The organism is Streptomyces sp. NBC_00286, from assembly GCF_036173125.1.
In the GTDB taxonomy this organism is placed as follows: Bacteria; Actinomycetota; Actinomycetes; order Streptomycetales; family Streptomycetaceae; genus Streptomyces.
Genome location: NZ_CP108054.1, coordinates 7,886,879 through 7,910,441, shown reverse-complemented (window position 1 = coordinate 7,910,441; position 23,563 = coordinate 7,886,879). Strand labels below are relative to the sequence as shown.

At 70.2% G+C, this 23,563-nt stretch carries 21 protein-coding genes and 1 pseudogene; 9 read left to right on the top strand and 13 right to left on the bottom strand.

The window, feature by feature from the left end:
- Positions 1–50: 50 nt before the first annotated feature.
- Both OHT21_RS35720 and OHT21_RS35715 read right to left on the bottom strand, forming a co-directional pair.
- Positions 51–1,976, bottom strand: a complete 1,926-nt coding sequence (locus tag OHT21_RS35720; RefSeq protein WP_328772398.1) for an FUSC family protein — start codon at positions 1,974–1,976, stop codon at positions 51–53.
- 672 nt (positions 1,977–2,648) lie between these two features.
- Positions 2,649–3,380 carry a DUF7873 family protein gene (locus OHT21_RS35715; RefSeq protein WP_328772397.1) on the bottom strand — a complete coding sequence of 244 codons (732 nt, stop codon included), beginning with the start codon at positions 3,378–3,380 and terminating at the stop codon, positions 2,649–2,651.
- Between the two features lie 238 nt (positions 3,381–3,618).
- On the opposite strand from OHT21_RS35715, the gene OHT21_RS35710 reads away from it, so the two are divergent.
- Positions 3,619–3,918, top strand: coding sequence for a hypothetical protein (locus OHT21_RS35710; protein ID WP_328772396.1), 300 nt, complete (start codon positions 3,619–3,621; stop codon positions 3,916–3,918).
- Positions 3,919–4,203: 285 nt separating this feature from the next.
- Here OHT21_RS35710 and OHT21_RS35705 read toward each other — a convergent pair whose 3' ends face one another.
- Together OHT21_RS35705 and OHT21_RS35700 are read right to left on the bottom strand one after the other, a co-directional pair.
- Positions 4,204–4,629, bottom strand: a complete 426-nt coding sequence (locus tag OHT21_RS35705) for a DUF4267 domain-containing protein (protein ID WP_328772395.1) — start codon at positions 4,627–4,629, stop codon at positions 4,204–4,206.
- Positions 4,630–4,954: 325 nt separating this feature from the next.
- Positions 4,955–5,401, bottom strand: a complete 447-nt coding sequence (locus tag OHT21_RS35700; protein WP_328772394.1) for a DUF1772 domain-containing protein — start codon at positions 5,399–5,401, stop codon at positions 4,955–4,957.
- A 90-nt stretch (positions 5,402–5,491) separates the two neighbouring features.
- Here OHT21_RS35700 and OHT21_RS35695 point away from each other — a divergent pair, with 90 nt between their 5' ends.
- A complete protein-coding gene (locus tag OHT21_RS35695) occupies positions 5,492–6,070 on the top strand; it encodes a TetR/AcrR family transcriptional regulator (protein WP_328772393.1) in 579 nt (192 codons plus the stop codon).
- A 250-nt stretch (positions 6,071–6,320) separates the two neighbouring features.
- Here OHT21_RS35695 and OHT21_RS35690 read toward each other — a convergent pair whose 3' ends face one another.
- Entirely contained in the window at positions 6,321–7,652 is a 1,332-nt protein-coding gene (locus OHT21_RS35690) for a hypothetical protein (protein WP_328772392.1), read from the bottom strand.
- Positions 7,653–7,756: 104 nt separating this feature from the next.
- Positions 7,757–8,212, bottom strand: a pseudogene (locus tag OHT21_RS35685) (ATP-binding protein); the annotation flags it as partial.
- A gap of 204 nt (positions 8,213–8,416) precedes the next feature.
- Here OHT21_RS35685 and OHT21_RS35680 point away from each other — a divergent pair.
- From OHT21_RS35680 to OHT21_RS35660, 5 genes are all read left to right on the top strand, one after another.
- A complete protein-coding gene (locus tag OHT21_RS35680; protein WP_328772391.1) occupies positions 8,417–10,402 on the top strand; it encodes a sensor histidine kinase in 1,986 nt (661 codons plus the stop codon).
- A gap of 6 nt (positions 10,403–10,408) precedes the next feature.
- The gene (locus tag OHT21_RS35675; RefSeq protein WP_328772390.1) at positions 10,409–11,098 is read left to right on the top strand and encodes a response regulator transcription factor; all 690 of its coding nucleotides are present in this window, start codon (positions 10,409–10,411) and stop codon (positions 11,096–11,098) included.
- A gap of 144 nt (positions 11,099–11,242) precedes the next feature.
- Positions 11,243–12,274 (top strand): Clp protease N-terminal domain-containing protein, encoded by a 1,032-nt coding sequence (locus tag OHT21_RS35670; RefSeq protein WP_328772389.1) that lies wholly within the window; start codon positions 11,243–11,245, stop codon positions 12,272–12,274.
- A 276-nt stretch (positions 12,275–12,550) separates the two neighbouring features.
- A complete protein-coding gene (locus tag OHT21_RS35665) occupies positions 12,551–13,345 on the top strand; it encodes a helix-turn-helix domain-containing protein (RefSeq protein ID WP_328774346.1) in 795 nt (264 codons plus the stop codon).
- Positions 13,342–13,530, top strand: a complete 189-nt coding sequence (locus tag OHT21_RS35660) for a DUF397 domain-containing protein (protein ID WP_328772388.1) — start codon at positions 13,342–13,344, stop codon at positions 13,528–13,530. The genes OHT21_RS35665 and OHT21_RS35660 overlap by 4 nt, the downstream gene beginning before the upstream one ends.
- A gap of 50 nt (positions 13,531–13,580) precedes the next feature.
- Here OHT21_RS35660 and OHT21_RS35655 read toward each other — a convergent pair whose 3' ends face one another.
- The 3 genes from OHT21_RS35655 to OHT21_RS35645 form a co-directional block, all read right to left on the bottom strand.
- The gene (locus tag OHT21_RS35655; protein ID WP_328772387.1) at positions 13,581–15,269 is read right to left on the bottom strand and encodes an IS1182 family transposase; all 1,689 of its coding nucleotides are present in this window, start codon (positions 15,267–15,269) and stop codon (positions 13,581–13,583) included.
- 142 nt (positions 15,270–15,411) lie between these two features.
- A complete protein-coding gene (locus OHT21_RS35650; RefSeq protein WP_328772386.1) occupies positions 15,412–16,179 on the bottom strand; it encodes a nucleotidyltransferase domain-containing protein in 768 nt (255 codons plus the stop codon).
- A gap of 215 nt (positions 16,180–16,394) precedes the next feature.
- Positions 16,395–17,537: a peptidoglycan recognition protein family protein gene (locus tag OHT21_RS35645; protein ID WP_328772385.1), complete on the bottom strand. Its 1,143-nt coding sequence runs from the start codon at positions 17,535–17,537 to the stop codon at positions 16,395–16,397.
- 376 nt (positions 17,538–17,913) lie between these two features.
- On the opposite strand from OHT21_RS35645, the gene OHT21_RS35640 reads away from it, so the two are divergent.
- A complete protein-coding gene (locus OHT21_RS35640; RefSeq protein WP_328772384.1) occupies positions 17,914–18,342 on the top strand; it encodes a RidA family protein in 429 nt (142 codons plus the stop codon).
- A 3-nt stretch (positions 18,343–18,345) separates the two neighbouring features.
- Here OHT21_RS35640 and OHT21_RS35635 read toward each other — a convergent pair whose 3' ends face one another.
- On the bottom strand, positions 18,346–19,065 hold the full coding sequence (locus OHT21_RS35635; RefSeq protein ID WP_328772383.1) for an aspartate/glutamate racemase family protein: 720 nt from the start codon (positions 19,063–19,065) through the stop codon (positions 18,346–18,348).
- Positions 19,066–19,067: 2 nt separating this feature from the next.
- Positions 19,068–20,549, bottom strand: a complete 1,482-nt coding sequence (locus tag OHT21_RS35630; RefSeq protein WP_328772382.1) for an NCS1 family nucleobase:cation symporter-1 — start codon at positions 20,547–20,549, stop codon at positions 19,068–19,070.
- A gap of 294 nt (positions 20,550–20,843) precedes the next feature.
- Here OHT21_RS35630 and OHT21_RS35625 point away from each other — a divergent pair, with 294 nt between their 5' ends.
- Entirely contained in the window at positions 20,844–21,503 is a 660-nt protein-coding gene (locus tag OHT21_RS35625; RefSeq protein WP_328772381.1) for a GntR family transcriptional regulator, read from the top strand.
- A gap of 70 nt (positions 21,504–21,573) precedes the next feature.
- Here the strand turns inward: OHT21_RS35625 and pip are convergent, their stop codons facing one another.
- On the bottom strand, positions 21,574–22,575 hold the full coding sequence (gene pip, locus OHT21_RS35620; RefSeq protein WP_328772380.1) for a prolyl aminopeptidase: 1,002 nt from the start codon (positions 22,573–22,575) through the stop codon (positions 21,574–21,576).
- A gap of 9 nt (positions 22,576–22,584) precedes the next feature.
- Entirely contained in the window at positions 22,585–23,445 is an 861-nt protein-coding gene (locus OHT21_RS35615) for a uracil-DNA glycosylase (RefSeq protein ID WP_443050487.1), read from the bottom strand.
- Positions 23,446–23,563 lie beyond the last annotated feature (118 nt).

Sequence of the window (23,563 nt, the reverse complement as noted above, 5' to 3'; positions counted from 1 at the left end):
TACAGGCTGAGCCAAGTCCGTACAGGCTGAGACAGACCCGTACGAGCTGATCAGGCACTCAAGTTCAGGCTCGAGCCCGGACCCAACCGGTCGTACTCCGATGTGAGCCCCGCCCGCTCCCGCCGCTCGACGAGTTCGTCCAGCAGAGTTGCGATGCGTTCGGTGTGCTGCGGGGTGAGCCGTCCCGTGTCGTCGAGGTGGACGGCGCATGCGGTGGTCGTGTCCACGAGGCGTTCGAGGGTGTCCGCCACCTCGTCGGTGCCTTCCGTGTGCCGTGCCAGGGTGGGGAGTTCGGCGGAGGCGCGGTCGATCGCGGCGCGGGCCTCGGCCAGCGTCCGGTAGGCCTCGCGGCGCAGGGCCCAGCGTGCCGCGCGGTCGTCGGCGCCGCTGAGCACCTGCGCCAGGTACGCGTGCGCCGCCTCGGTCGCACGCCCCAGGCGGGCCCGTACGTTCCCGCCGCGCTGTCCCGGTGCCGGCAGATGTCCGACGAGCAGCACGATCGCGCAGGCCAGCAGCGTCTCGCCGATGCGGCTCCAGGAGGCCTGCGGTTCGCCGCCGACCATGACGAGCGAGAGCACCAGCACGGTGATGACGGCGGTCTGGGCGGCGAAGTGCCGTAGGGCGACCGGGATCAGGGCCCCGCTGACGGCCACGAGCGCCACGAGCCCTTCCGGCGCGGGCAGTACCGCGGCGAACCCGGCGAACACGACCGCGCCGAGGACGGTTCCCGCGGCCCGGCACAGTACGCGCGAGACGAGTGGCCCGAGGTCGGGCTTGACGAGGAAGACGGCGGTGGCCGGGAGCCAGTACCAGTGCACATGGTGCAGCGCCTGTGCGACGGCGGCGCTCGCGCCGAAGCTCAGCGCCACCCGGAGCCCGTACTCGCGGCCTCCGGCGCCGGTGACCGTACGCAGGAGGGCCTTGGCGCGGACGGGACGTAGATGCAGACCATGGCGGGCGGTCAGCTGAGCGCCGAGGTCGATGGGCCCGCTGGAACCCTTGGGGCTGGGCTTCTTGCCGCCCCGGTCGAAGGCTTCAGCCGCGTGCAGCAGCGCGTCGTCGAGGGCCCGCAAACCCGGTACGGAACGGGAGGGCGCGGGCAGCGGCCCACAGGCCTCCCCCGTCCGTACGGCCACGGCGAGCCGTCGCGGCCCGTCCGCAGCCCGCGCGGGCAGGGCGTCCCCGGACCAGGCGAGCGCGGTCGCGGCCTCGGCGAGGGGCAGTGCGGCGGCGTACTGCGCGCGCAGTCGCCGTTCGGCCGCGGAACTGGCGTACCGCCGCAGCCGCGGTCCCGCGAGCGCGTCCTGCGCGTGATCGAGCGCGGCGGTCAGCGCGGCACGCCGGGCCATGGCGTCGTCACCGCCCACGGCGGCGAGCAGCGCGGCGACGGCCTCGTACACGGAGGCCACGGCTGCCCGCTCCCCGTCGAAGCGGAAGTCGCGGAGGTCGTTGACCAGGGCCCCGGGTGTCGGCAGCACAAGCCGCAGCACGATCAGCCAGACCGCGCCGCCGAAGAAGAACAGGGCGCGCTGCCAGCCTGGTTCGGGCAACGGCATCCCGGCGCCCACGGCAGCCGCGACCAGCAACTGCGTTCCCGCTCCGGAAGCCACCGGCCCCACGGCACTGACAGCCCCGCCGACGAGACCGAGTCCGGTCAGCGCCAGGGTCAGCAGCACCGCTCCGGCCTGCTCCCCGAGGTACGCCCCCAGGAACAGGCCTCCGGCCCCGGCGAGCGCGGGCACCCCGAGCCGTTTGATGGAGGCCCGCCTGCTCCCCGGCCGGTCGTTCGTCCCGGCGAGCATGGCGCCGAGGGCGGCCACGACTCCGATGGAGGGCCGGTCGACGAGCACGGCCACGAGCAGCAACGGCCCGGCGGCCAGCGCCCCTCGTACGACCGCGCTCCACGGCACGGGTCCCCGCTGGGCGCGCAGCGCATGGGCGAGCCAGGGAGGCAGGGCAAGGGCGGGGCGGGGCACGGGGCTCCTGTCAGTACGAGGGCGGGGGTGTGCCTTCGGGCGACGTCGGCCGGGCGGTGTTGTGTGGTGCCCACGGTAGGTCGCGAACCTGGAGCAAATGCAACTCTCGCATTTCAGCGAGGTGACGGGCGGCCGGGGGACCGCGTTCTTTATGAACGCAATCCGGGGTTACGGCTGTTGGGGCGGGCCTCCGGAGCGCGGGCGATGCACGCGAACCGGAGGGCATGTGCTGAGCGCGAAACCGAGTGCAGGCGGTGCGCGCGACCGGAGGGCAGGCGCTGTGCGCGCGAACCGGACGCCAGGCGACGTGCGTAAGAAGGATCAAAAAAGGAGCGGACCCGGGGGCGTAGCCGGCCCCCGAGCCCTGATCTGCCGCCCATGTCGCACGCCGGCACGCTTGAGGACCCAGGTCAGTCTGAAGTCGCCGCGTCCTGCCTTTGGACCACCGCACATCGAGCTGTGCGGGCCGGACTTGAACCGGCATTTCGACGTCCGGGGCCCGGGCCCGGTCGATCCGGCGATCGGCGGCGAATGCTGAGTCTGGAGCAATAGTCTGAGATTGATCGCGGTTCCCGATCCGGGACCGCGCAGTCACGACAAGGCTCAGCTTCAGCTTTGCGCTCCTCGCGCACCCCGGCCGAGGTGGCTCTGATGGCCGGGGAGTTTCTGAGGCTACCCGAACAGGTAGCCGAACACGGCGTCACCGACCCGCTGGTCGACGACCTCGACACCGTTCGCCTCTTCCCGGGCGAACTTGACGGCCTGCTGCAACTTCTCGACCCGGTCGAGCAGTTCGTTCACACGCCGGGCGGGAAGGGCACCCGAGAACTTGACGGTCGTCCAGTAGCCGACCGGTATGTCCTCGTAGTACACCTCGACCTGCGCCGGATGCTTGTCGGTCGCCTCGGCCTTCACATGGTTGCGAGGCACCTTCTTCGTACGAAGCGTCCGGACCGGCTCGGTCTTCCAGGCGTCGGTGGACGGGTCCTGCATCCACGACTCGGAGGCGTCGAGCACCGGCAGCTTCCGTACAAAGGTGTTGAGATCGGTGAGCTGCTTCTCGAGGAACAGCAGATAGGACACTGGCACATCGGCGACGAGCACCCGCCCGTCGACGGTGATGTCCGCCCTGGCCGAGGTGTTGGCCCAGTCCTTGGTGGCAGTCACATCGAACAGCCGCGTCAGGGTGGCCGCGGTGTCCCGCAGCACATCCTCGGCCTTCACCTGCACCCGGGTCGACTCGGGCGGCAACTGCTCACCCTCCTCGTCCTTCGGCTGATATGTACGCGAGATACCGGCCAGCAGGGCAGGCTTCTGCAGCCCATGGTGAGCCGCCGTCAGGTCCTGATGAGACTTGGCCTTGACGCCCTTCTCGACTGCGATGATCTGATTGAGTTTCGCCACGTCGGTGACGGTAGCAGCGGCAAGTGGGCTTTCTCGAAGGGTTATTCGACCCGTGGGCCTGGTCATCCCGGTGGAGCTGCCCGGCACCCCGGCGCGAGGCCCGCCCGGCGCTCGCGAGAGGGTGGAGACCAGTGGCGTCTCCCTCCCCAACTTCCAAGGTGACGACCGAAAATGACGAACCCTCCGATGCGCGGAATCCCGTAATGTCTGGGAGTGGTACTGGCCCGCCCGGCTGTCCGTGGACCTCGACATCGCCGACGTCTACGCCGACACCGACCTCGCCCGTTCCCTGGACCTGCGCCTGCACCACGCCACCGACATCGATGTACCGCTCTACGCCTTCGGCACCAGCTACGCGAAGGGCACGGTCCTGGAGGCGGCCCGCAAGCTCGCAGCCAACTCCCGCGTGCCGTACGGAATCTACGAATCGGACAACGGCATGAACCACCTGGACCCACTGTTCGCCGCCACGGCACACAACACGGCGACGCACTCGCTCACAGAGTTCCTGCACAAAGTGCTCGCCACGCCCCGCTGAAGCGATGCGGGGGCTGGGCCAGGCAGCCGATGCGACCATGGGAGGAGGGGGGCTGTTGCGCAGAAATGTGACAGTGAGGGGGCCAAGTGTCACACTTCCGCGCAACTGCTTCTCTCCCCGCAGCTCATTTGAACAGTCACAGAACGCCCTCTCAGACAGGTACGGCTCGAGGAACTGCCACTCTTCGTCCGTCAGTTGCGCGCGCGTCACCCACGACGGTCTACCGGGCCTGGGCCTGGGCCTGGGACGGGCGAAACCCACGGATTGATCACGACCCGATCCGCGCTAAGCGGGCTGCGGGGCGGGCGTTTCCGGAGCGGCCGCGACGTTGCGGGTCTCGCGCATGATCAGCAGGCCGTTGACCACCATCAGTGTCGCGGTCAGGCCGTGGACGCCGAGCGCGGTGGCCACGGAGCCGTGGTGGGCCAGCACCGTAGTCATGTCGCCGTACGCGGCGAGGGCCTCCACCAGCAGCACCCAGCCCAGCGCCCGGCGGTGGCCCGTCACCAGCAGGATGCCCAGGACCAGGGCCAGGACGACGTCGCGGATTCCCTTGATGATCAGGAAGCCGTCGCCGTCGCCGGACGGCCGGCTCGGCAGGCCGAAGCCCGGCGCCGTCGTCTCCGGGCTCAGGATGAAGTCCGTCCCGAACCAGAGGATGAAGAGGATGAAGGCGGCGGCCAGTACGGTATTGATCTTCTTAAGCGACACTGCTCTTCTCCTTGCGAGACTTCGTCGGCTTGGTGAGCTTCGTGGAGCTTGCCGTGTCGTATGGGGCCTGGGCAGGCCGCGCGGACGCGGCTGATCGAGGGGCGTAGCTTGCCGGGATCGCAGTTATGGGATCTGAGCGGCAGCTGCATTCCCGGATGCCGGGATTTCGGTGGGCAGCCGCCGCCCGGGGAGTGGGGATTGTGCGGCCACCGGCGCGGCGTCGGCCCGCAGGGTCAGAAATCCGATGCCCTCTCGGGCTCACCCCGACGGGGCAAGAGCCGTCGATATGCAGGGCTAACCAGCGCATGTCGGGGCAGCGGTGGTTTCAGGCGAGGGCGGCGACCAGCAGGGTGAACGCGGCGATGATGACGGCGACGCGGACGTAGTGGTAGCGGCCCCAGCGGTGCAGCTGCTGCTTCCAGTCGGCGGGCCGGTTGTCGGGTGTCCAGGTCTTGTTTCGGTTGTTGATCGGGACGAGCAGCAGTATCGACATGATCACGCTGACGATCAGCAGCGCGCCTGCGGTGGCGACGAGTCCGGCGCCGTCGTGGTGCCATCCGGCGACGACCCAGATCACGACGAGGACGAGCGAGCCGACGTACCAGAACGGCATCAGGGCGCCGAGCATCCGGCCGCCGTGAGCGTGGCCGAGCTGGCCGCTGTCCTCGGGAAGCGCGTCCAGGATCCGGTTCATGATGAAGGCGACGGAGAACTCCACGCCCACCATCAGGCCGACGACGACGGTGGTGACGACTTCGAGTGCGTTGAGCATGACGATCCCTCCGTGAACTAGCGTTGCTAGCCGATGAGGCAACGCTAGTACTGCTGCCGCTCGATTGTCTAGCGATGCTAGGATCGATTCATGTCGGTACAGGAACGCAAGCAGCGCGAACGGGCGGAGCGCGAGCGCCTCATCGTGGCGACAGCCCGCGAACTCGCCGAGCAGCAGGGCTGGGACGCTGTCACCACCCGCCGGCTCGCCGAGCGCATCGAATACAGCCAGCCCGTCCTCTACAGCCACTTCCGCGGCAAGCGCGAGATCATCGGCGCCGTCGCCCTTCAGGGGGCCGCCGAACTGGCCACGGCGGTGCGGGCCGCGACCTCCGCCTCGGACGGCCCGCGCGCCCGGGTCGCCGCCCTGGCCCGCGCCTACCTCGACTTCGCCGCACGCAACCCGGCGGTCTACGACGCCTTGTTCCAGCTCGACGGCGGCCTGGCGTACGCACAGGAGGACACCCCCGAGCCGCTGAAGGACGCCTTCGCCGCCCTGCTGGAGACGCTCGCCGAGGTCGCCGGCGACGGCGTCCACCCGGGGCTGTTCACCGAGACGTTCTGGGCGGCCCTGCACGGCCTGGCCACCCTGACCCGAGCGGGCCGCCTGCCGCCCGAGGACGCCGAGCCGAGGGTGGAGCTGCTGGTGAACCGGCTCCCCATGGTCTGACGCACCGCCCCGGCCGGCACGCAGCCGGGGCCCTCGGGCCCCGCCGCTGCCCGCCTGCGGCAACGCTTCCGGTCACCCGCGTCCACACGGCGCAGCCACAGATCGCCGGGCCCCGCGCCCCAGACGAGGCACCCGCCCCGGAGGCTGCGATGCTCATTGATCACGACCCGATGCACGCCTTAGTAACCAGCCGCCCTGAGTCATTGGGCATGCTGCCTCCGCACGGCAGCGCCAGGACAGTTGGCGGTCCTCACCGCTTCAGGCTGACGATGACGACCTTGTACGCCGGATCGCTGCCCACCGAGGCCACGGAGCCGACTCCGAGGATCTTGTCGGTGCCCGGGACTGCTGTGATGGCGTCCAGGGTGAACCGTGCCTTTCCCTTGATGCCGTAGCTGCTCGGTGGTTCTGGAGTCGCGATTTGTTCGCAACTGCCGTCCGCGGTGAGGTATTTGCGGGCGCTGAGGACCGTTCCGCGCTCGCCGTCGCGGACCGCGTGGCCGCGGTCGGCGCAGGCTCCCTCGGGGGTCGGCTGCTTGGTCCAGCGGGTGCCGTTCCAGCGGAGGTGGATGTTCTCCGTCGGTGGGTCGGGTTCGTCGTCCTCGCTGACGGAGGTGAGTTCGCCGTAGGCGTGTACGTCGCCGTCCTGCACGACGACCTCGGTGAGGAGCGCCGTCTGCTCGGGGGCCTGGACCTTGTAGCGGTACTCCGGCGTCGGTACGAGCTTCCAGGCACGGCCGTCCCAGTGCACGGCGGCGGGCTGGCCGCCCGGCAGCCCCGGTCCTGCGTCCCCCTTCCCGTAGCGGCTGCCGACCGCCCACAGGTCGTCGGACGCGACGCCGTCGAGTGCGGTGACGGTGGTGGGCAGGTCCATGGCGGTCCAACGGGTGCCGTCCCAGTGGTACGCCCTGGTCTCGACGTCCTCGCCGTTCTCGCCGCCGAGGACCCAGCCGAGGACCCAGATGTCGTCCGGGGCGAGGGCCTTGATGTCGGACGCCCGGGGGTCTCCGGGGAGCTTGGGCAGCGGCGTCCAGCGAGTGCCGTCCCAGTGGGCCATCCGCAGCGAGTTCAGGCGCAGGCTCCCTGTCAGCAGCAGTCCGCCGGAGTCCACGGCGTCGAAGCGCGCGTCGTAGACGCTGGTGCCGAACGACGCCGGCATGGGGCGGCGCTGCCAGTCGGTGCCGTCGTAGTGCATGAGGAAGCCGTCGTCGGCCGACTCGTCTCCTGCTGTGCTGATGTTGGGGGTGGACTGGCCCGCCGCCCAGATGTCGTCGGCGGCGGTCGCCATCACGGCGGACAGCTTGGTCGTGCTGTCGGCCCTGGGGTCGAAGGCCTTGTCGTAGTTCCAGGTCATGCCGGAGCCGCCGCCGTAGTTCCTGGTCATGCCGGAGCCGCCGCCGGAGTTCCTGGTCATGCCGGAGTCGCTGGCGACTTCGAGGACCACCGCGGAGAGGAACAGAAACAGGGCCGCGGCGATCGCCACGTTGACCTTGACCGCGCGCGTGTTCACGTACGTGTGACCCATCCTGGTGCGACGAGACCTGACCTTGTGCATGTACGTCCAGATCACCTGGACAGCCACAAGGTTGCGTCCTTCACCTTCTCTGCACCACTGCCTCGGCGTATCTGCTCCTCAGCGGGCTCCATACGCCGGGCGTCGTCGCTCTCGTTCAGGTGCTGCTGGAACAGGGACAGCCAGCGGGGCAGGTCGATTTCGGCCCGTACGGTCTTGCCGGGCGGTTCACGGTCCAGGATCTCCCAGCGGTCGGCCAGCGCCTCTACGAGGACGAGACCGCGGCCGGAGTCGGCGAGAGGCTCCGCAGGCTTTACGTCGCCGGGGCCGGGCGGGCGCGCCTCGGTGCGGGTGTCGGTGACCTCGATGCGGAGGCTGCCGGGGATGAGGGAGAGGCACAGTTCGAAGTCGCGGCCCGGTACGCGTCCGTGGGTCACCGCGTTGGCCGCCAGCTCCGCGACGATCACGGCGGCGGTGTCGGAGGCGCGGGTGCCGTGCGGGATGCCCCAGTCGTGGAGCTGGTTCAGCGCGAGGTGCCGGGCGAGGCGGGCGCCGAGCGGGGTGGCACTGAAGCGCTGGGTGAACACACGTACGGTGACGGGGAGTTGGCGGGTGGCCGGTGGTGTCATGCGCCCAATGTGGCCGCCTGGAAGGACACTTCACCAGGCCTGACGCGCGTACGGTGCGCGAGCGTACACGGCTACAAGCTGGACAGTACTCATAACGTCCCGTAACCGGCCTGCCGTCTCTATCGGAAGGTGGAGGCGGCCGGGGGCGGGTCGTTCCGGCGCAGGACGTGTCGGCGAGCGGGCGCATCGTAGGCTCAGGCCCTCATGGAAACCCTACGGAACTGGCTGCTGCCGCCGGCCGTCGCGGCCCTTCTTCTGGTGTGGCCGGGACCGGAGGCGCTGGACGGCGGCTACGGCCTCTACCGCGACGACCTCGGGTTCACCCTGGTCGTGGCGGCCGGGACGACCGTCGCGCTGGGGCTGCGACGGCGGATGCCGCTGGTGGCGCTGGCAGGGGTGGCCGCCTGCTACGGACTGGCCCTGTTGACGGCGGCCTCGGACGCGGTCCAGATGTTCGTCATCGTGGGCGACTTGGTGGCCGTGTACTCGGTCGCCGCCCGCACCACCCTGCCGGTGACGCTGAGGGCGGTGGGCGTCCTCGTCTGCTACCAGGTCCTGGTCGGCCTCGCCGTCGATGGCGCGAGCCTTGAGGCCGGAGTCGGCCTGGCCGTCGCCGTCGCGTTCCACCTGGGAGTCGTCGGGCTCGGCCGGGGCCGCGCCCACCAGTCGGCCGCACGAGCCGGGGCCGCCGCCCGCCTGGCCCGGGCCCGGGCCGAGGGGCAGCAAGCGGGGGTGAGTGAACGGCGCAGGCTGGCACGGGAGTTGCACGACGTCAGCGCCCACCACCTCACCTCCGTCGTCGTCACCGCGGAGGCCGCCCTGCACCTCGCCGCCAGCCGTCCCGAACTGGCCGCCGAGGCCCTCGACTTCGCCGCCCGCACCGGCCGCGAGACCCAGACCACCGTGCAGCGCCTGGTCACCTCTCTGGGGGCCGCCGAGGAGGGCGACGACGTCCCGCTGGGTACCCGGCTCGAGGAACTCGCCAGCGGCTTCATCCGCCTCGGACAGCGAGTGGAGATCACCGGCGTCGCGGACGTCGCGGCAGCCGGCACGAAGGTGACGGAGGCGGTGTTCGGCATCGCCAGGGAAGCCCTCACGAACACGCTGCGCTACGCCCCGGGGGCGGTCGTACGCGTCGGTGTGCAGGACCTGGGCGACGGGTGGCTGGCGCTCACCGTCGACGACGACGGAGGGTCCCGTACGAATCTGGCGGCCGGTGCCAGTGGCCGGGGTCTTGGCTCGGGGCGGGGCATGACCGGTATGCGCGAGCGCGCCGAGGCGGTCGGCGGCTCGGTGACCGCCGGGCCGGGAGCGGGCCCGTCCGGCGGCTGGTCGGTACGGGCGGAACTGCCGGCCCACCCAGGGCAGACCGCACGTCCCTCGACCGGGCGGAGCAGGGCACTGGACTGGCGCCTCGCCTCGCACGCCCTGCTGCCGGCCGCCGGGATCCTCCCGGCCGTGTTCCTGTTCACCGAGGACCGGGACGCGCCCAGTCTGTTGCTGCTGGGCGCGCTGCTGATCGTGCAGCTGCTGCCGTTGCTGTGGCGGCGGTCGGCGCCCTGGCCGGTGCTGGCCGCATTGCTCGCGGGAGCCTGGCTGTGGCCGTGGGCACCCGGCTCCGACGCGGATCCCTGGCTGGCCCTGATCGCGGGCGCCTGCGCCCTGGTGGGCGGGGTGTACGCGGTGGGGGCGTACGGCCGTGATCCGTGGGCGACTTGGGCATCGGTGCCGGCGGCGGCGTCGGTACTGGCCGGCGCGGTGTCGGTGACAGCGGCGCGGGACGGCACGATCGACGGGGACCCGGCCGGAACCCTCGTCGTGGGGATCACGGTGTTCGCCCTGACGGTGATGCTGCTGCCGCTGTTCGGCTGCGCGTGGCTGGCGGGCTTCCTCGTACGGTCCCGGCGCGGGCGCATCGCCCGCCGCGAGGACGGCGAGCTGGGCGCGGTCGTCCACGAGGCGCTCGCCGCGGCCCACGCGGAACGGCAGAGGGTTGCCGCCGGGCTGCGCGCCGCGGTCCTCGACCGGACCGCCGAAGTCGTCACCGCCGCCGAGGAGGGCCGCCTCGACGACGTGGCCCCGGCGGCCCGCGAGTCTCTGGCGGCGATGCGCGAGCTCCTGGGCAGCCTGCGCGACGGCACCCCGGCCGACGCCCGGCCCGTGAGCCCCACCGAGGGCTCGCTACAGTGACGCCCCATGACCTCGCCCTCCACCCCGGCCCGGGTCCTGGTCGTCGACGACCAGGCCGTGGTCCGCGCGGGATTCGCGGCCATCGTCGACGCGGAGCCGGACTTCGTGGTGGTCGGCGAGGCGGGTGACGGCGCCGAAGCGGTCACCCTGGCCGGCCGACTGACCCCGGACGTGGTCCTGATGGACATCCGCATGCCCGGCATGGACGGCCTGACGGCGACGAGCCTCCTGACCGGCCCGACGTCGGGCCACGTACCCCGGGTGCTCGTCCTGACCACGTTCGACCTCGACTCGTACGTCTACGAGGCCCTGCGCGCAGGCGCCTCCGGCTTCCTCCTCAAGGACGCCCAGCCGGCCGAACTCCTCACGGCGCTCAGGGTGGTGGTCGCCGGCGAGGCCATGCTGGCCCCCGCGATCACCCGCCGTCTCATCCACACGTTCACAGCCACCGCCCCCGCCCCACCGTCCGCCCCCGCGGCCCTCGACGCCCTCACCCCCCGGGAACGCGAGGTCCTCTCCCTGATCGCGACCGGCCTCGCCAACGCCGAGATCGCCGCTCGCCTGGGCGTTGCCACGGGCACCGTGAAGACCCATGTCAACGCTCTCCTGAGCAAGCTGGATCTACGGGACCGGGTGCAGGCGACGATCTTCGCGTACGACACCGGCCTGGTACGGCCGCGACCGCCGATCTCCTGAAGGTCCCGTTCCAGGCATCCGGTGACCCGGCGACGCTCCAGGTATACCCCAGGGTGCAGGAGCAGATCGCCCTCCGGAGCGACGCGGTCTACCGCCCTGGTCAGGGAGGCTGAACCCCAGGACCAGCAGGAAGAGGAAGGCCGTATGGAAGCGACCAAGACGCCCGACTGGAACGTCGTGGGAATCCTGGGGGCCGCCCGGGGTGCGAAGGGTGACGCCGAGGGAGCCATCGGCACCGAGCATCTACTGGCCGGCATCACCACGGCCAAGGGCCCGGCGCGCGAAGCACTCGCGGATGAAGGGGCGACCAAGACCGCCCTGCTGACGGTGTTGCGGAACCGGATGCACAAGGAGGGCGCGTGGAGCGCCGACGACGACGCGGAGGGAAGCGTCGCCTCGCAGGACATCCTCGGGGAGGACGGTGATCGGCGCACCCACTTCACGGGCGCCGCGGCCAGAGCGCTGACCGCCGCAATGGAGCACGCGCAGCGGGAAGACGCGAAGAAGTTCGGCGCCGAGTACCTGCTGAGGGGACTGCTGGAGGAGGACAACCGCGCCGTGGAGCTGCTGGGCGCCTGCGGCATCTCACCGCACGCCGTACGCACCCGCCTCGACGGTGGCTCAGGGAGTCAGGAGGATGACCTCAACCCTCTGCTGCACCCCACCCGCGACGTTCTCCTCGGCCGTAGCCACTATCGCCGGATGCCCTCCCTCTGGATGCGGTGGCTGGTCAGACTCAGTGGGGTCAACTGGGCCTCGCTGCCTGCCGGTTGGGTCAGGCAGGAGACGTACGAGCAGGCACGTCGTCTCGGCCATCGCGTGGTGGGCACCGAGCATGTACTGCTCGCGATCCTGGCCACCCACGAGGTCGCGCTCCGGTACCCGCATCTGTCGGCGGGGAGCGCCCCCGACCAGGAAACCCAGTACGAGGGCGGCGAGCGACTGGCCCGCCTGGGCATCGACTACGCCTCGGTTCACCGTGCGCTGACCGCCGGTGATCGCATTCACCTGACAGCCGACGCCCGGCCCGTCGAGCAGTACGTCGACGAGGCCGCGGGCCTGAACCTGACGAGTACGGCCGATCCGGGCACCGGCCCCCTGGTCGAGGCCCTCCTGAGCGAGGAGACCCGCGCCCGCCAGCTGATCGACGCGCTGACCAGCACTTCTGGCAACTGAGAGCCCAATGTCGCGGCCGCGGAGGGGACTTCACCAGGTCTGAGCCGCGTACGCTGCGCGAGCGTACACGGTTACGGGCTGGACAGTAATGATAACGCCCCGTAATCATGGGCGGGTTGAGTGTGTGCGGCGGGGCAGGTGCGCGGGAGGTGGCCAAGGGTGGCCGATGACACGGTCGGTACGGATGTCGGCGGAGCGGAAGCGGACGGTACGCCGACGGAGGCGACGGCCGCAGTCCCGGCCACCTTCCGCGGCGAGCCGGAATCCTCCGACAGCCTGCGCACGTTCGGCGCAGTCCTCCAGGCCCTGCGCGAACATGCGGGGCTGAGCAGGCAGGAGTTCGCCGAACTGGTCCGGTTCTCCAAACACACGGTGGCGTCGGTGGAGTTGGGCCGCCGGATGCCGGACCCGACGCTGGTGGAACGCTCGGAGGAGGCCACGGGCAACACCGGGGCGCTACGGATGTCGGTACGGCATCTGGCACGGCAGCCGGGGTTGGCGGCGTGGTTCCGGCAGTGGGCTCGGCTGGAGGCGACGGCGATCAGCCTGTACACGTACGAATGCCGCGTGGTTCCCGGCTTGTTGCAGACCGAGGCCTACGCGCGGGCCGTGTCGTTGAGCGTGCCGCCGCTGCCGGACGAGGACGAACTGACCGAGCGGATCGATGCGCGGCTCGCACGGCAGGAACTGCTGTCTACGCGACGGAAGCCGCCGTGTGCGTTCAGCTTCATCATCGAAGAGGCGCTGCTGAAGCGGGGCACGGGCGGGGTCGAGGTCATGCGGGAGCAGCTGGATCACCTGCTGAACGTGATCGACCGGCACTGGAACGTCGAGGTGCAGCTCATGCCGTTGTGGGCGCCCATGCATGCAGGACTGGACGGGCCGGTGCAACTGCTCGAGACGCCGGAGAACCAGTGGTTCGGCTACTCCGAGGGCCAGGAAAATGGCCGTCTCATCTCCAGTCGGAAAGAGATCAGCCGACTCCAGCAACGGTATGCAAAACTGCGCTCGCAGGCTCTCATCCCTGAGGACTCCAGGAGCCTGCTGGAGCGAATGCGAGGAGAGCAATGAGCAGCACGTCCGAACTGGCCTGGTTCAAGAGCAGTTACAGCGGCTCTCAGGGCGACAGTTGCGTCGAGGTCGCTCTTGAGCCTGTCACCGTGCACGTACGCGACTCCAAGGACAAGCAGGGCCCGCAACTCGCCCTCTCCCCCACCGCGTGGACCGACTTCGTCTCGTACGCCGCCCAGGCCTGACCGTTCACAACACTGTGCCCCGCACTCGGTCAACTCCGGGATGCTGTTGGTCAATTGAGGGCACGCAGCCTTCTCCGCCCTGCCGGCTTCTGGCCGGCAGGGCGGAGTGCTTCCAGGTGTGTGGTGCGGGTGCGGGCCCGAGGTCTGTCCGAGTACCAGGCGTCGATGCGGGTCAGGTTGATCGCGGCCGCGGTGAGGTGGTGCTGGAGCCGGGTCTTGGGCAGTCCGCGGTAGCGGCTGTGTCGTAGGCCGTTGGTGTGGACGGCCTGGGAGATCGTGCCCTCGATGCCGGCGCGGGTCGCGTAGCGTTCCCGCCATTCGGGGGTGTCCTGGGCGGCGCGGGCTTGCTGGATGGCTTCGTGCGCGGGACGCGGGCGCACGGTGACCTGCCGCTGGTCGGCGGTGGCGGAGCTGATGCACTCGGAGCGGACCGGGCAGGGCCGACAGTCGCTCTTGCGGAAGGTGATGCGGATGATCGGGGTGCCGCGGTGCGAGAGCGCGTCACGCCAGCTGCGGGCGGTGGCACCATTCGGGCAGGTCACCGTCTTGTTCTCCCAGTCCACGGTGAACGCGTCCTGGGCATAGGTTCCTTTGGCCTGGCGGGTGGTGTTGCGGGCCATGGGACCGATGAGGGTGACGCCGTGCTCCTGGTGGGCGGTGACGATGCGGGGACCGTCGACATACCCCATGTCCACTACGTGCTCGTCCGGCAGCAGGCCGCGGGCCGCGAGCGCCTCGTGGACCGGGTCGGTCGCCTTGATGTCGGGGACGGTGGAGCAGGTGGTCAGCACGTTGGTGATCAGGTGCGGGGCGTCCGGGTCGCAGGATTCGGTCAGATGCACCTTGAAACCGTCCCAGTTGATGTCCCGTTTCGCGCTCGCCCGCGACTCGGTGTCATGAGGGCTGACCAGGCGCTTCGCGCCCGGCGGGCAGTCTTTTGGGTCCCGCCACACCACCTCGCCCCCGGCGCCGAGCGTGTACTGCTGCACCCAGGTGAGGCGCAGGATCTCCACGGCCGGTACCTGGCGCAGCCAGAGGGGCGTGCCGGGCGCGAACACGTCGGCCAGCAGGCGCATCCCGTCCCGGCCGGTCTGCTCGGCCAGCTCGATCCGTTTGCGGCGGTGCTCCGGCAGCCAGTAATCGTCCGGGCGGGCGGCATACCGGTCGAACCATTCGGGTTCCGCATGGGAGGTCAGCCACTCGGGGGCGACGGCCGCGAGCGCGTTGAGCGCTGCCCGCAGCGTTTCGATGACGCACTCCAGCCGGTTCAGTGACCGGACCGCGGCCAGCACGTGAGTGGAGTCGGTCCTCGCTCGCCCGCGCACCCGCACCAGCCCGGCCTCGCGAGCAGCCGTCAGGACCTGGTCGAAGACCTGCTGCCCGGCGTCGGCCTCGACCAGCCGGGCACGGAACTCGCTGAGGACGGAGTAGTCGAACCCCGGATCGGTCAGGTCCAGGCCCAGGGCGTACTTCCAGTCGATCCGGGCCCGCACGGCCTGCGCCGCCTGCCGGTCGGGCAGGTTCTCGGCGAACTGCAGCACCGACACCAGCGCCAGCCGGCCCGGCGACCAGGCGGGCCTGCCCCGGGATGGGAACAGCCCGGCGAACTGCTCGTCGGTGAATAGCGCGCCCAGCTCATCCCTCAGCCGGATCGCCAGACTGCCCTTGGGGAACGCCGCCTTCGCCACCCGCGCCGTCTCCGCCGGCACCTCACCCGGCTCCATCGGCTGCATCGACATCGACACCCTCCCCATACGACAACGGCGGTCCCCAAGACCACAACCGGGTCTTGGGGACCGCCGTCACGCACGCCCCGAATTCGCCAACAGCATCCTCGGTCAACTCCGGTGCGGGGCATAGCCGTTCACGCGGTCGGTGATCCTACTGAGAAACCGCCCGGCTGAAGAGCGTCTCGGCCTCCGCGACGGCCTGGACGAGGGCCATCGGCTCCGGGGTCAAGTCCCCCACCAGTGCGTCGACTTCACGCAACCCCGCCCGCTCCAGCAACCGCTTCTCGTTGGTCACCCACTCCCCCCGCGCCGCCAGCACCGCATGCGCCGTCTGCGTCGCCGCGACGGCGATCGCGCCCGCGACCTGGGTGAGGGCGCCCTTCGGGGCGTGGCCGGCCTTGGCGTAGGCGAGGGTGGCGGTGGCCATGCCGTACCAGCGCTCGGGGGCGGTTTTGCGCAGAGCCTGCGGGTAGGCGGACGGGCGGCGCAGTTCACCCCGTAGCACCTGATTGATCGCCAGCTCGGCAACTAGCAGGTACGTCGGGATCCCCGCGAGGTGGAACATCAGGGGCTCGATCCGGAAGCGCCCCTCCTCCGCTTCCGCCCACACGTGCTCCACCACGTCGAGGTCCCGATAGTGCACGTCCACACGTCGGCCCTCGATCGTCAGCCACGCCCCGCCGTTGAAGACTCCGCCGCCCCAGCCGCCGATTTCGAAGACCTCGCCGGGCCAGCCGAGGGCGCGTAGGTCCTCGGGGTCGAAGGCTCCGCGGTAGTAGACGGCGAGGTCCCAGTCGCTCTCGGAGGTGTGAGTGCCCTGGGCCCGAGAGCCGCCAAGGGCCACCGCCTGGACGGTGGGGAGGGCGGCCAGGCGGTCGGCGATGGGGTCGAGGAAAGCAGAGTCGGTTGCTTCATGCATGGGGCCCCTTCAGCGCCGTACGCAATGCGCGTGATGTGGAGGCTCCACCGTAATCCTCGGGACTGACATCACTCGCGGGGTGACAGCCGTCCCTCACTCAGCCGCAGGGGATGCCCGGCGCGTGTGGCCGGGCATCCCCGAGTCTGGCTGGTGGGCTGGGCTTCAGGGTCCCCCGTTCCCCGAAGACCCCGGAGTTCCCGGAGTCCCCGAAGGGGTCAGCCGGCGGCTACCGCGTCGCGGAGGGTGGCCAGTTCGTCGTACATGACCTGGCCGGGGCACTCGGTTTCCATCCAGTCGCGGTGACCGCTGATTTCCGGTACGTCCCTGGTGGTGCCGTTGATCGGGTTGGTGTACGTGACCTGGGCCTTGGGGTCGACGCCGTGGAGGCGGACGAGGACGCGGGTCAGGCGGGTGAGTGCCTCGCGGGCGGCTTCGGTCGGGCCCTGGGTGGTGAGGGTGCCGAGGAGGGCGATGCCGAGGTTGCCGGAGTTGAAGCCGGCCGCGTGGAAGGCGGTGACGAGCTTGCCGTCGCCGTCGTGGGCGGGGATGCCGTCGTCGCCCGAGAAGCGGCCCTCGTAGATGGTGCCCGCCTCGTCGATGAGGAAGTGGTAGCCGATGTCGCCCCAGTCGTTGGTGACCGCGTGGAGCTGGTATATCGCACGCACCGTGGCGGCCGGGTCCGGGTCGGCGTTGACGGACGCGGTGTGGTGGACCGTGAGGGTCTGGAAGGGGTAGAACGCGGTCGGCGAGTTCTCCGTACCGTCCGGTTTGAAGCGCAGCGACTCGTCCGCGCCCCAGGCCGCGCGCGTCAGGTAGGCGATGCCGCGCACCCGGGTCGTGTCGGACGGGACGGCCACCTTGCGCGCCGGGCCCTGCTTGGTGTCGATGGCACAGGAACGCAGCTCGGTGGCGCCGTTCGGGGCCTTCACCTCGTAAGCGGACGCCTGGCCCGCCGCGACGAGCAGGACACCGCCGTTGCTGTCCGAACAGCCGCTGGCGCTCAGGTCCTTCCAGGCGCCCTGGCTGCCGTCGGCGTCGGTCAGCCGGATGCCGCCGCCGGTCGCTTTGCGCGTGCCCGCCCAGGTCAGGCCCACGTAGGCAATGGGAAAGGCGGCCTCGACGGATGCTTCGCCGGTGGCCGCCTTGGTGCGGGTCTTGGGGAAGTTCTCCGGTGTCGTACCGGGTTCGGCCGCTGTGGTGTCGGCGTCTTTGGCGTCCGCGTCGGTGGACTCCGAGTTGGTGGTCGCCATCACGGCCGGGGTGATCACGGCACCTGCCGCGACCGCGCCTGCGGCGCCGATCAAACCACGCCGGGTGACGCGGGATTTGGGGCGATGGGAAGTGGGGGGAACTGTCATCGGGGGGATCCTTACGGGTTCCGTGCTCGTTCCTGACGGCTACTGGGGCATACGGGCCCCGTGCGCCAGCCGTGCTTGAAGACGCAAGGGATCATACGGTTCCGGGATAACGTTCCGGCCACCACCCCCTGTGAAAATGGCGGGAGTTGAGCTACTCGGCGGTAGGGCCGGGTCGTCTCGTAAGGGCGGGGCGAAGCCGCCGTCCGTCCTATCCCGCTCCCCCGCTCCCACCCGAAAACTCGGATGCGCGACCGGCCCTGCCACGCGCAGGATCGGAAGGTCATTTCTCGTCAAGTCGCCGAAGGCCAAGCCGCCGTAAGTAACCGCAAGTCACTCCTTGATGAGACCCGCCGATCCCTGACCCTTGGGAGGTCCCATGCTCCAGCGCGTCACCGTCCCCACCCTCTTCCCGCCCCCGACCTACTCCCACGCCTCCGTGGTCGAAGCGGGCACGCGGCTTGCGTTCCTCGCCGGCTCCGTCCCCCTCGACGCCGACGGAAATCTCGTAGGCGAAGGCGACCCGGTACGGCAGGCCGAGCAGGTCATCGCGAATCTGAGTGAGCAACTGCGGGCGATCGGCAGCGAGTTGGCGCATGTCGCGTACACCGACGTGTACGTCGTGACGAGCGACCCCGCGGTGCTCTCGGAGGTCTGGAACGTCGTCGAGGCCTCCGGGCTCAGCACCGGCCCGCACGCGTCGACTCTCCTCGGGGTCGCTTGTCTCGGTTATCCGGACCAGCTCGTGGAGATCACGGCGACGGCCGTCGTGCCCGAGCCTGAGCCCGAGCCCGACGCCACACCGTAGGCACTACGAAGCGTCTGTCGGGCCCCAACTCCGCCTCTTCGGCAGCGGTTTCGCGTAACTCCCGGCGCGGCTCGTCGTCAGCCCCAGGCTCACCAGCGACTCGGCGAGCTTCACGGCCGCGGCGACCCCGTCGACGACCGGCAGCCCCAGTTTCTCGCCGACCACCCGCTGGAGTCCCGTCATTCCGGCGCAGCCGAGTACCAGTACCTCCGCGCCGGCGTCGCGGGCCCGTTCGGCGGCGGTCACGAAGGCCTCCTCCGTGCGGACGGAGTCGCCGAGGTCGAGGACGCCGAGGCCCGTGCCGACGACGGCGGCGCAGTTCTGGGCGACCCCGGCCGCGTACAGGCTGTCCTCGATCTGTCCGCGCGAGCGCTCCAGCGTCGTGACGACGCCGTACCGTCGCCCGAGCAGGCAGGCGAGATGGGCCGCGGCCTCGGTGATGTCGACGACGGGTACGTCCACGAGTTCCCGTACGCCCTCGCGCCCGTGCTCCCCGAACCCCGCCATGACGACGGCGTCGTACGGCTCGTCGTACGTCCGCAGGGTGTCGAGGACGGCCGCCGCCGAGAGGTAACTGTCGAGCCAGCCCTCGACGGACTCGGGCCCCCAGGCGGGGGTCAGACCGGTCACGGTGGTGCCCGGGCCTGCGGCGGCCCGGGCACCTCGTACGATCTCCGCGGTCATCTCCTGCGTCGTATTGCAGTTGGTGACGACGATCCGCACGTTCAGCCCTCCACAGCTGCGGGCTGGGAGGCAACGGCTTCGGCGGCGGCGCGCTCCGGGCGGCAGAGCAGGGCGTACGTACCGGCGGCCATCGCCGTGCCGATGAACCAGGAGTACGGAGCCACGGCGCTGAAGTCCTTCACCAGCGCGAGCACCGCCGACACCGCCGCCGCGGGCAGGAACGCCCACAGAGCCTTGGGGTTGACGCCCTTGCGGTAGTAGTAGCGGGACCCGGGTGTGGCGTCGAAGAGCGCGCCGACGTCGATACGGCCGCGCTTGATCCAGAAGTAGTCGAGCATGATCACACCGAACAGCGGGCCCAGGAAGGCGCCGAGGCCGCCGAGGAAGTAGTTGACCACGGTGGGGTTGGAGAAGAGGTTCCACGGGGTCACCAGCAGCGCGGCCACCGTGCTGATCATGCCGCCGACCTTGAAGGTGATCTTCTGCGGCCAGACGTTCGCCAGGTCGTACGCCGGTGAGACGAAGTTGGCGACAATGTTGACGCCCATGGTGGCGATGGCGAAGGTCAGCGCGCCCAGCACCAGTACCCAGGTGTTGCCGATCTCGGCGACGAGGTAGGCCGGTTCGGTGTGGGCCTTGCCGAAGACCTCGATCGAGCCCGCCGTGACGATGACCGAGACGACCACGAACGCCGTCGAGTTGATGGGCAGGCCCCAGAAGTTGCCGCGCTTGACGGTCTTGTAGTTCGGCGAGAAGCGCGAGAAGTCGCAGAAGTTGAGCATCAGGGTGCCGTACGTGGCGAGGATGAGCCCGATCGCGCCGAACCACTGCCGCCACTGCTCGCCCACCGAGACCGGGTTCGGGGTGTCGGTGAGCGAGATGGTCCAGCCGGCCTTGGCGAGGATCCACACGGCGAGCGCGATCATCACGATCCAGATCGCCGGACCGCAGAAGTCCTGGAACTTACGCACCGACTCCATGCCCTGGCTGATGATCGCCGCCTGGATGAGCCACAGGGCGATGAAGGTGCACCAGCCGAGCTGGTGCAGCCCCAGGAAGGAGTTGTGCGTCCAGGACTCGAGGCCCGGCCAGGCGGCCAGCAGCATGATGTTGACGGCGACGGAGGCCAGGTAGGTCTGGATTCCGTACCACATGATCGCGATGACGGCCCTGATCAGGGCGGGGATGTTGGCGCCCCAGACGCCGAAGCTGATGCGGCTGACGACCGGGAAGGGCACGCCGTGACGCTGCCCGATCTTCCCCATCCAGTTCATGCCGATGTAGATGATCACGAAGCCGACGAGCAGGGATGTGAAGACCTGCCACACGTTCATGCCGAGGACCAGCAGGCCCGCGGCGAAGGTGTAGTTGCCGAGGTTGTGGACGTCGGACATCCACATGGCGAAGAGGTCGAAGACCTTCCAGTTGCGCTTCTTCGCGGGGGCGAGGTCTTCGTTGGTGAGCCGGGGATCGGGGACGAACTCGGTGGCGCTCTGGGCTGCGGCCGGATCGGCGAGGGACACGGGGCCTCCAGGGGGAGGGACGGAGGGCGGGGAGGGAGCCGGGGGTGTGGGGAGCGGGATGGGGACGGGGGGTTGGGGAGCGGATGGGACCGGGGCGGCGCGAGCGGAAGGTGGTCGCTCGCGGTCGCGGGCGGGGGATGATCGCTCGCGTTCGTGAGCGGGGGTGGCCGCTCGGTGCTCGCCTGCTATTTGGTATACCAAACTTGCGTTATGGTCCCGCCGTCAACGACACCCGGCAATGTCCATGCGGTTACAGCTCGGTAAAACAGCCCCCGGTTCGGCGAAGATGGAGCCATGACAACGGTGGAACCGCTGGGGGCGGTCCGTGAACGAGTCCTCGCCACACTGCGGCAGGAGATCATCACCGGGCGGCTGCGGCCCGGCGACCGGCTGGTCGAGCGCGAGCTGGCCGACCGCTTCGGGGTCTCCCGCGTCCCGGTCCGCGAGGCCATCCGCGCCCTGGTCGCCGAGGGCTTCGTCCACTTCGAGACCCCGCGCCGCACCGTCGTACGCCCGCTGACCCCGACAGACGTCAAGGAACTCTTCGAGCTCCGCGAGGCCCTGGAGGTGTACGCCACCGGGCTCGCGGCCCAGCGCGCGACCCGGGCCGACCTCGCCGAACTGGAGGAACTCCTCGACCGCGCGGCCGCTGCGACCCAGGCCGAGGACGCGGAGGCGATCCCCGAGATCAACACCCGCTTCCACGACCGCATCCTGGCGATGGCCGACAACGGCCTGCTCATCTCGGTCATGGAACCGGTCGCAGGCCGCGTACGCTGGCTCACCCACCAGAACGAGGAGTGGCCCCAACTCCTCGTAGAACACCGCGAGTTGTACGCCGCCATCGCCTCCGGCGACCCGGAACGCGCCCGCACCCACGCTCTCGCCCACGTCCAGGCCAACTACCGCTCTACGGTGCGGCAGCTCTTTGGCGACGCAGGGGGCGGCTCCTAGGCCGGCTCCGAGGCCGACTCTGGGAGACATGGTGGAGGGCATGGGTTGGACGGGACGGTGCGCGTTGGCGTCAGCGGGACGCCGCGTGCCGGCCTGTCGTGTACCCGTCCGTCGCGTACCGATCCGTCGTCGCGACCAGCGCGTCCACGGCGTCCGCCGCTCCCGCGTTGTGGCCCACGTCGTCGATCATGATCAATTCGCTTCCGGGCCAGGCGTGGTGGAGGCGCCAGACGGTGCCGAGGAGGTTGCCGGGGTCGAGGCTGCCCTGGACGAGGGTGCCGGGGATGTCCTTGAGGCGGAGGGCGTCGCGGAGGACCACTCCCTCTTCGTTGCCCTCGCCGAGGAAGTGGTCGTTGCCCCAGTAGTGGGTGACCGTGCGGACGAAGCCCATGCGGAACACCGGGTCCTCGTACCGGGGGATCGAACGCGGCGGGGCGGGAGCCATGGCCGTCTCCCAGTCGGTCCAGGCCCGTGCCGCCCGCGCCCGCACCTCGGGGTCGGGCGACTCGATCAGCCGGTTGTACGCCGCCGCCAGATTCCCCTCGCGCTTGTCCTCGTCCTCTGGCAGCTCCGCGAGGAACCGCTCGAAGGCCTCGGGGAAGAACTGCCCGAGCCCTCTGGTCATCAGGGCCACCTCACGGCTGGCACCGGTCGCGACCGCCGTCAGCACCAGCTCGGATACGGCACCAGGGTGCGTCTGCGCATACCGCAGCCCGAGCACCGACCCCCACGACACGCCCCACACCAGCCACCGCTCGATACCGAGGTGAGCTCGCAGCAGCTCCAGGTCGGCGATGATGTGCGCCGTCGTGTTGACGCTCATGTCGGTGTCGTACGCGCTCGCGTGCGGCATCGAGCGTCCGCAGCCGCGCTGGTCGAGGAGGACGATGCGGTACGCGGCCGGGTCGAAGTACCGCCGGAAGAAGGGGTTGCTCCCGGTACCGGGCCCGCCGTGCAGCACCACCGCGGGCTTGCCACGCGGATTGCCGCACACCTCCCAGTAGACGTGGTTGCCGTCGCCGACATCGAGCATGCCGTGGTCGTACGGTTCGATCTCCGGATAAAGAGGCATCGGGCGACCCTAGCCCGCATACGGCCTGGTCGAAAGCCCTGCCGCCTCCGCTGCAGTACGCAGCACACTCCGCAGCATCTCGGGGGTGAGGCGCCCGGTGAAGGTGTTGCGCTGGCTCACGTGGAAGCAGCCGAAGAGTTCCAGCGGGTTGTTGGCCGCGCCGCCGCCGCTGCGGCTCTGGCTCTGGCTCTGGCTCTGGCTCTGGCTCTGGCTCTGGCTCTGGCTCTGGCTCTGGCTCTGGCTCTCCAGGATGATCCGTGCGCCGTGGGAGAAGGCCGGCCGGGGTCGGGGCACCGTCCAGCCCGCCTCGGCGAACGCGGGCAACGCGGCCTGCCACCCGAAGGCTCCGAGCACCACGACCGCCCGGAGGGTGGGCCTGAGCAACTTCAGCTCGCTCACCAGCCAGGGGCGGCAGGTGTCGCGCTCCTCGGGGGTCGGTTTGTTGGCGGGCGGCGCGCAGTGCACGGGTGCGGTGACCCGTACGCCGTACAGGGTCAGCCCGTCGTCCGCACTCACGGACGTGGGCTGCGACGCCAGCCCCACCTCGTGCAACGCCTCATACAGCACGTCCCCGGAACGGTCCCCGGTGAACATCCGCCCGGTCCGGTTCCCACCGTGCGCCGCGGGCGCGAGCCCGATGACAAGCAGCGAGGCGTCCGCTGGTCCGAACCCCGGCACCGGCCGACCCCAGTACGTCCACTCCGCGAAGGCAGCACGTTTGGTACGGGCCACCTCCTCGCGCCAGTCGACCAGCCGCGGGCAGGCCCGGCAGCCGGAGACCCGCGCGTCCAGCTCGGCCAGGGTCTCCAACGGTGCGGCGATTGGCTTGGGGAAGCCGCGGAAAGCTGATTCCGGCTCGGGCGTAACCATATGGACTGCCTCTCGTTCTACCCGACATACACGCCGCGTGCTTGAAATGCGCGCGATCCCCGCCACCGGCATCGCGGTCACCTGCGGTGATCGGTTCAGCGTCCGGCGGGGCGGCGAT

Bases quoted from the DNA above. Each gene is read 5' to 3' on its own strand.
- OHT21_RS35615 (WP_443050487.1), bottom strand. From the start codon at position 23,445: ATGGTTACGCCCGAGCCGGAATCAGCTTTCCGCGGCTTCCCCAAGCCA.
- OHT21_RS35700 (WP_328772394.1), bottom strand. From the start codon at position 5,401: ATGCTCAACGCACTCGAAGTCGTCACCACCGTCGTCGTCGGCCTGATG.
- pip (WP_328772380.1), bottom strand. From the start codon at position 22,575: ATGCCTCTTTATCCGGAGATCGAACCGTACGACCACGGCATGCTCGAT.
- OHT21_RS35660 (WP_328772388.1), top strand. From the start codon at position 13,342: ATGAGCAGCACGTCCGAACTGGCCTGGTTCAAGAGCAGTTACAGCGGC.
- OHT21_RS35625 (WP_328772381.1), top strand. From the start codon at position 20,844: ATGACAACGGTGGAACCGCTGGGGGCGGTCCGTGAACGAGTCCTCGCC.
- OHT21_RS35640 (WP_328772384.1), top strand. From the start codon at position 17,914: ATGCTCCAGCGCGTCACCGTCCCCACCCTCTTCCCGCCCCCGACCTAC.
- OHT21_RS35680 (WP_328772391.1), top strand. From the start codon at position 8,417: ATGGAAACCCTACGGAACTGGCTGCTGCCGCCGGCCGTCGCGGCCCTT.
- OHT21_RS35695 (WP_328772393.1), top strand. From the start codon at position 5,492: ATGTCGGTACAGGAACGCAAGCAGCGCGAACGGGCGGAGCGCGAGCGC.
- OHT21_RS35650 (WP_328772386.1), bottom strand. From the start codon at position 16,179: ATGCATGAAGCAACCGACTCTGCTTTCCTCGACCCCATCGCCGACCGC.
- OHT21_RS35645 (WP_328772385.1), bottom strand. From the start codon at position 17,537: ATGACAGTTCCCCCCACTTCCCATCGCCCCAAATCCCGCGTCACCCGG.
- OHT21_RS35670 (WP_328772389.1), top strand. From the start codon at position 11,243: ATGGAAGCGACCAAGACGCCCGACTGGAACGTCGTGGGAATCCTGGGG.
- OHT21_RS35655 (WP_328772387.1), bottom strand. From the start codon at position 15,269: ATGTCGATGCAGCCGATGGAGCCGGGTGAGGTGCCGGCGGAGACGGCG.
- OHT21_RS35675 (WP_328772390.1), top strand. From the start codon at position 10,409: ATGACCTCGCCCTCCACCCCGGCCCGGGTCCTGGTCGTCGACGACCAG.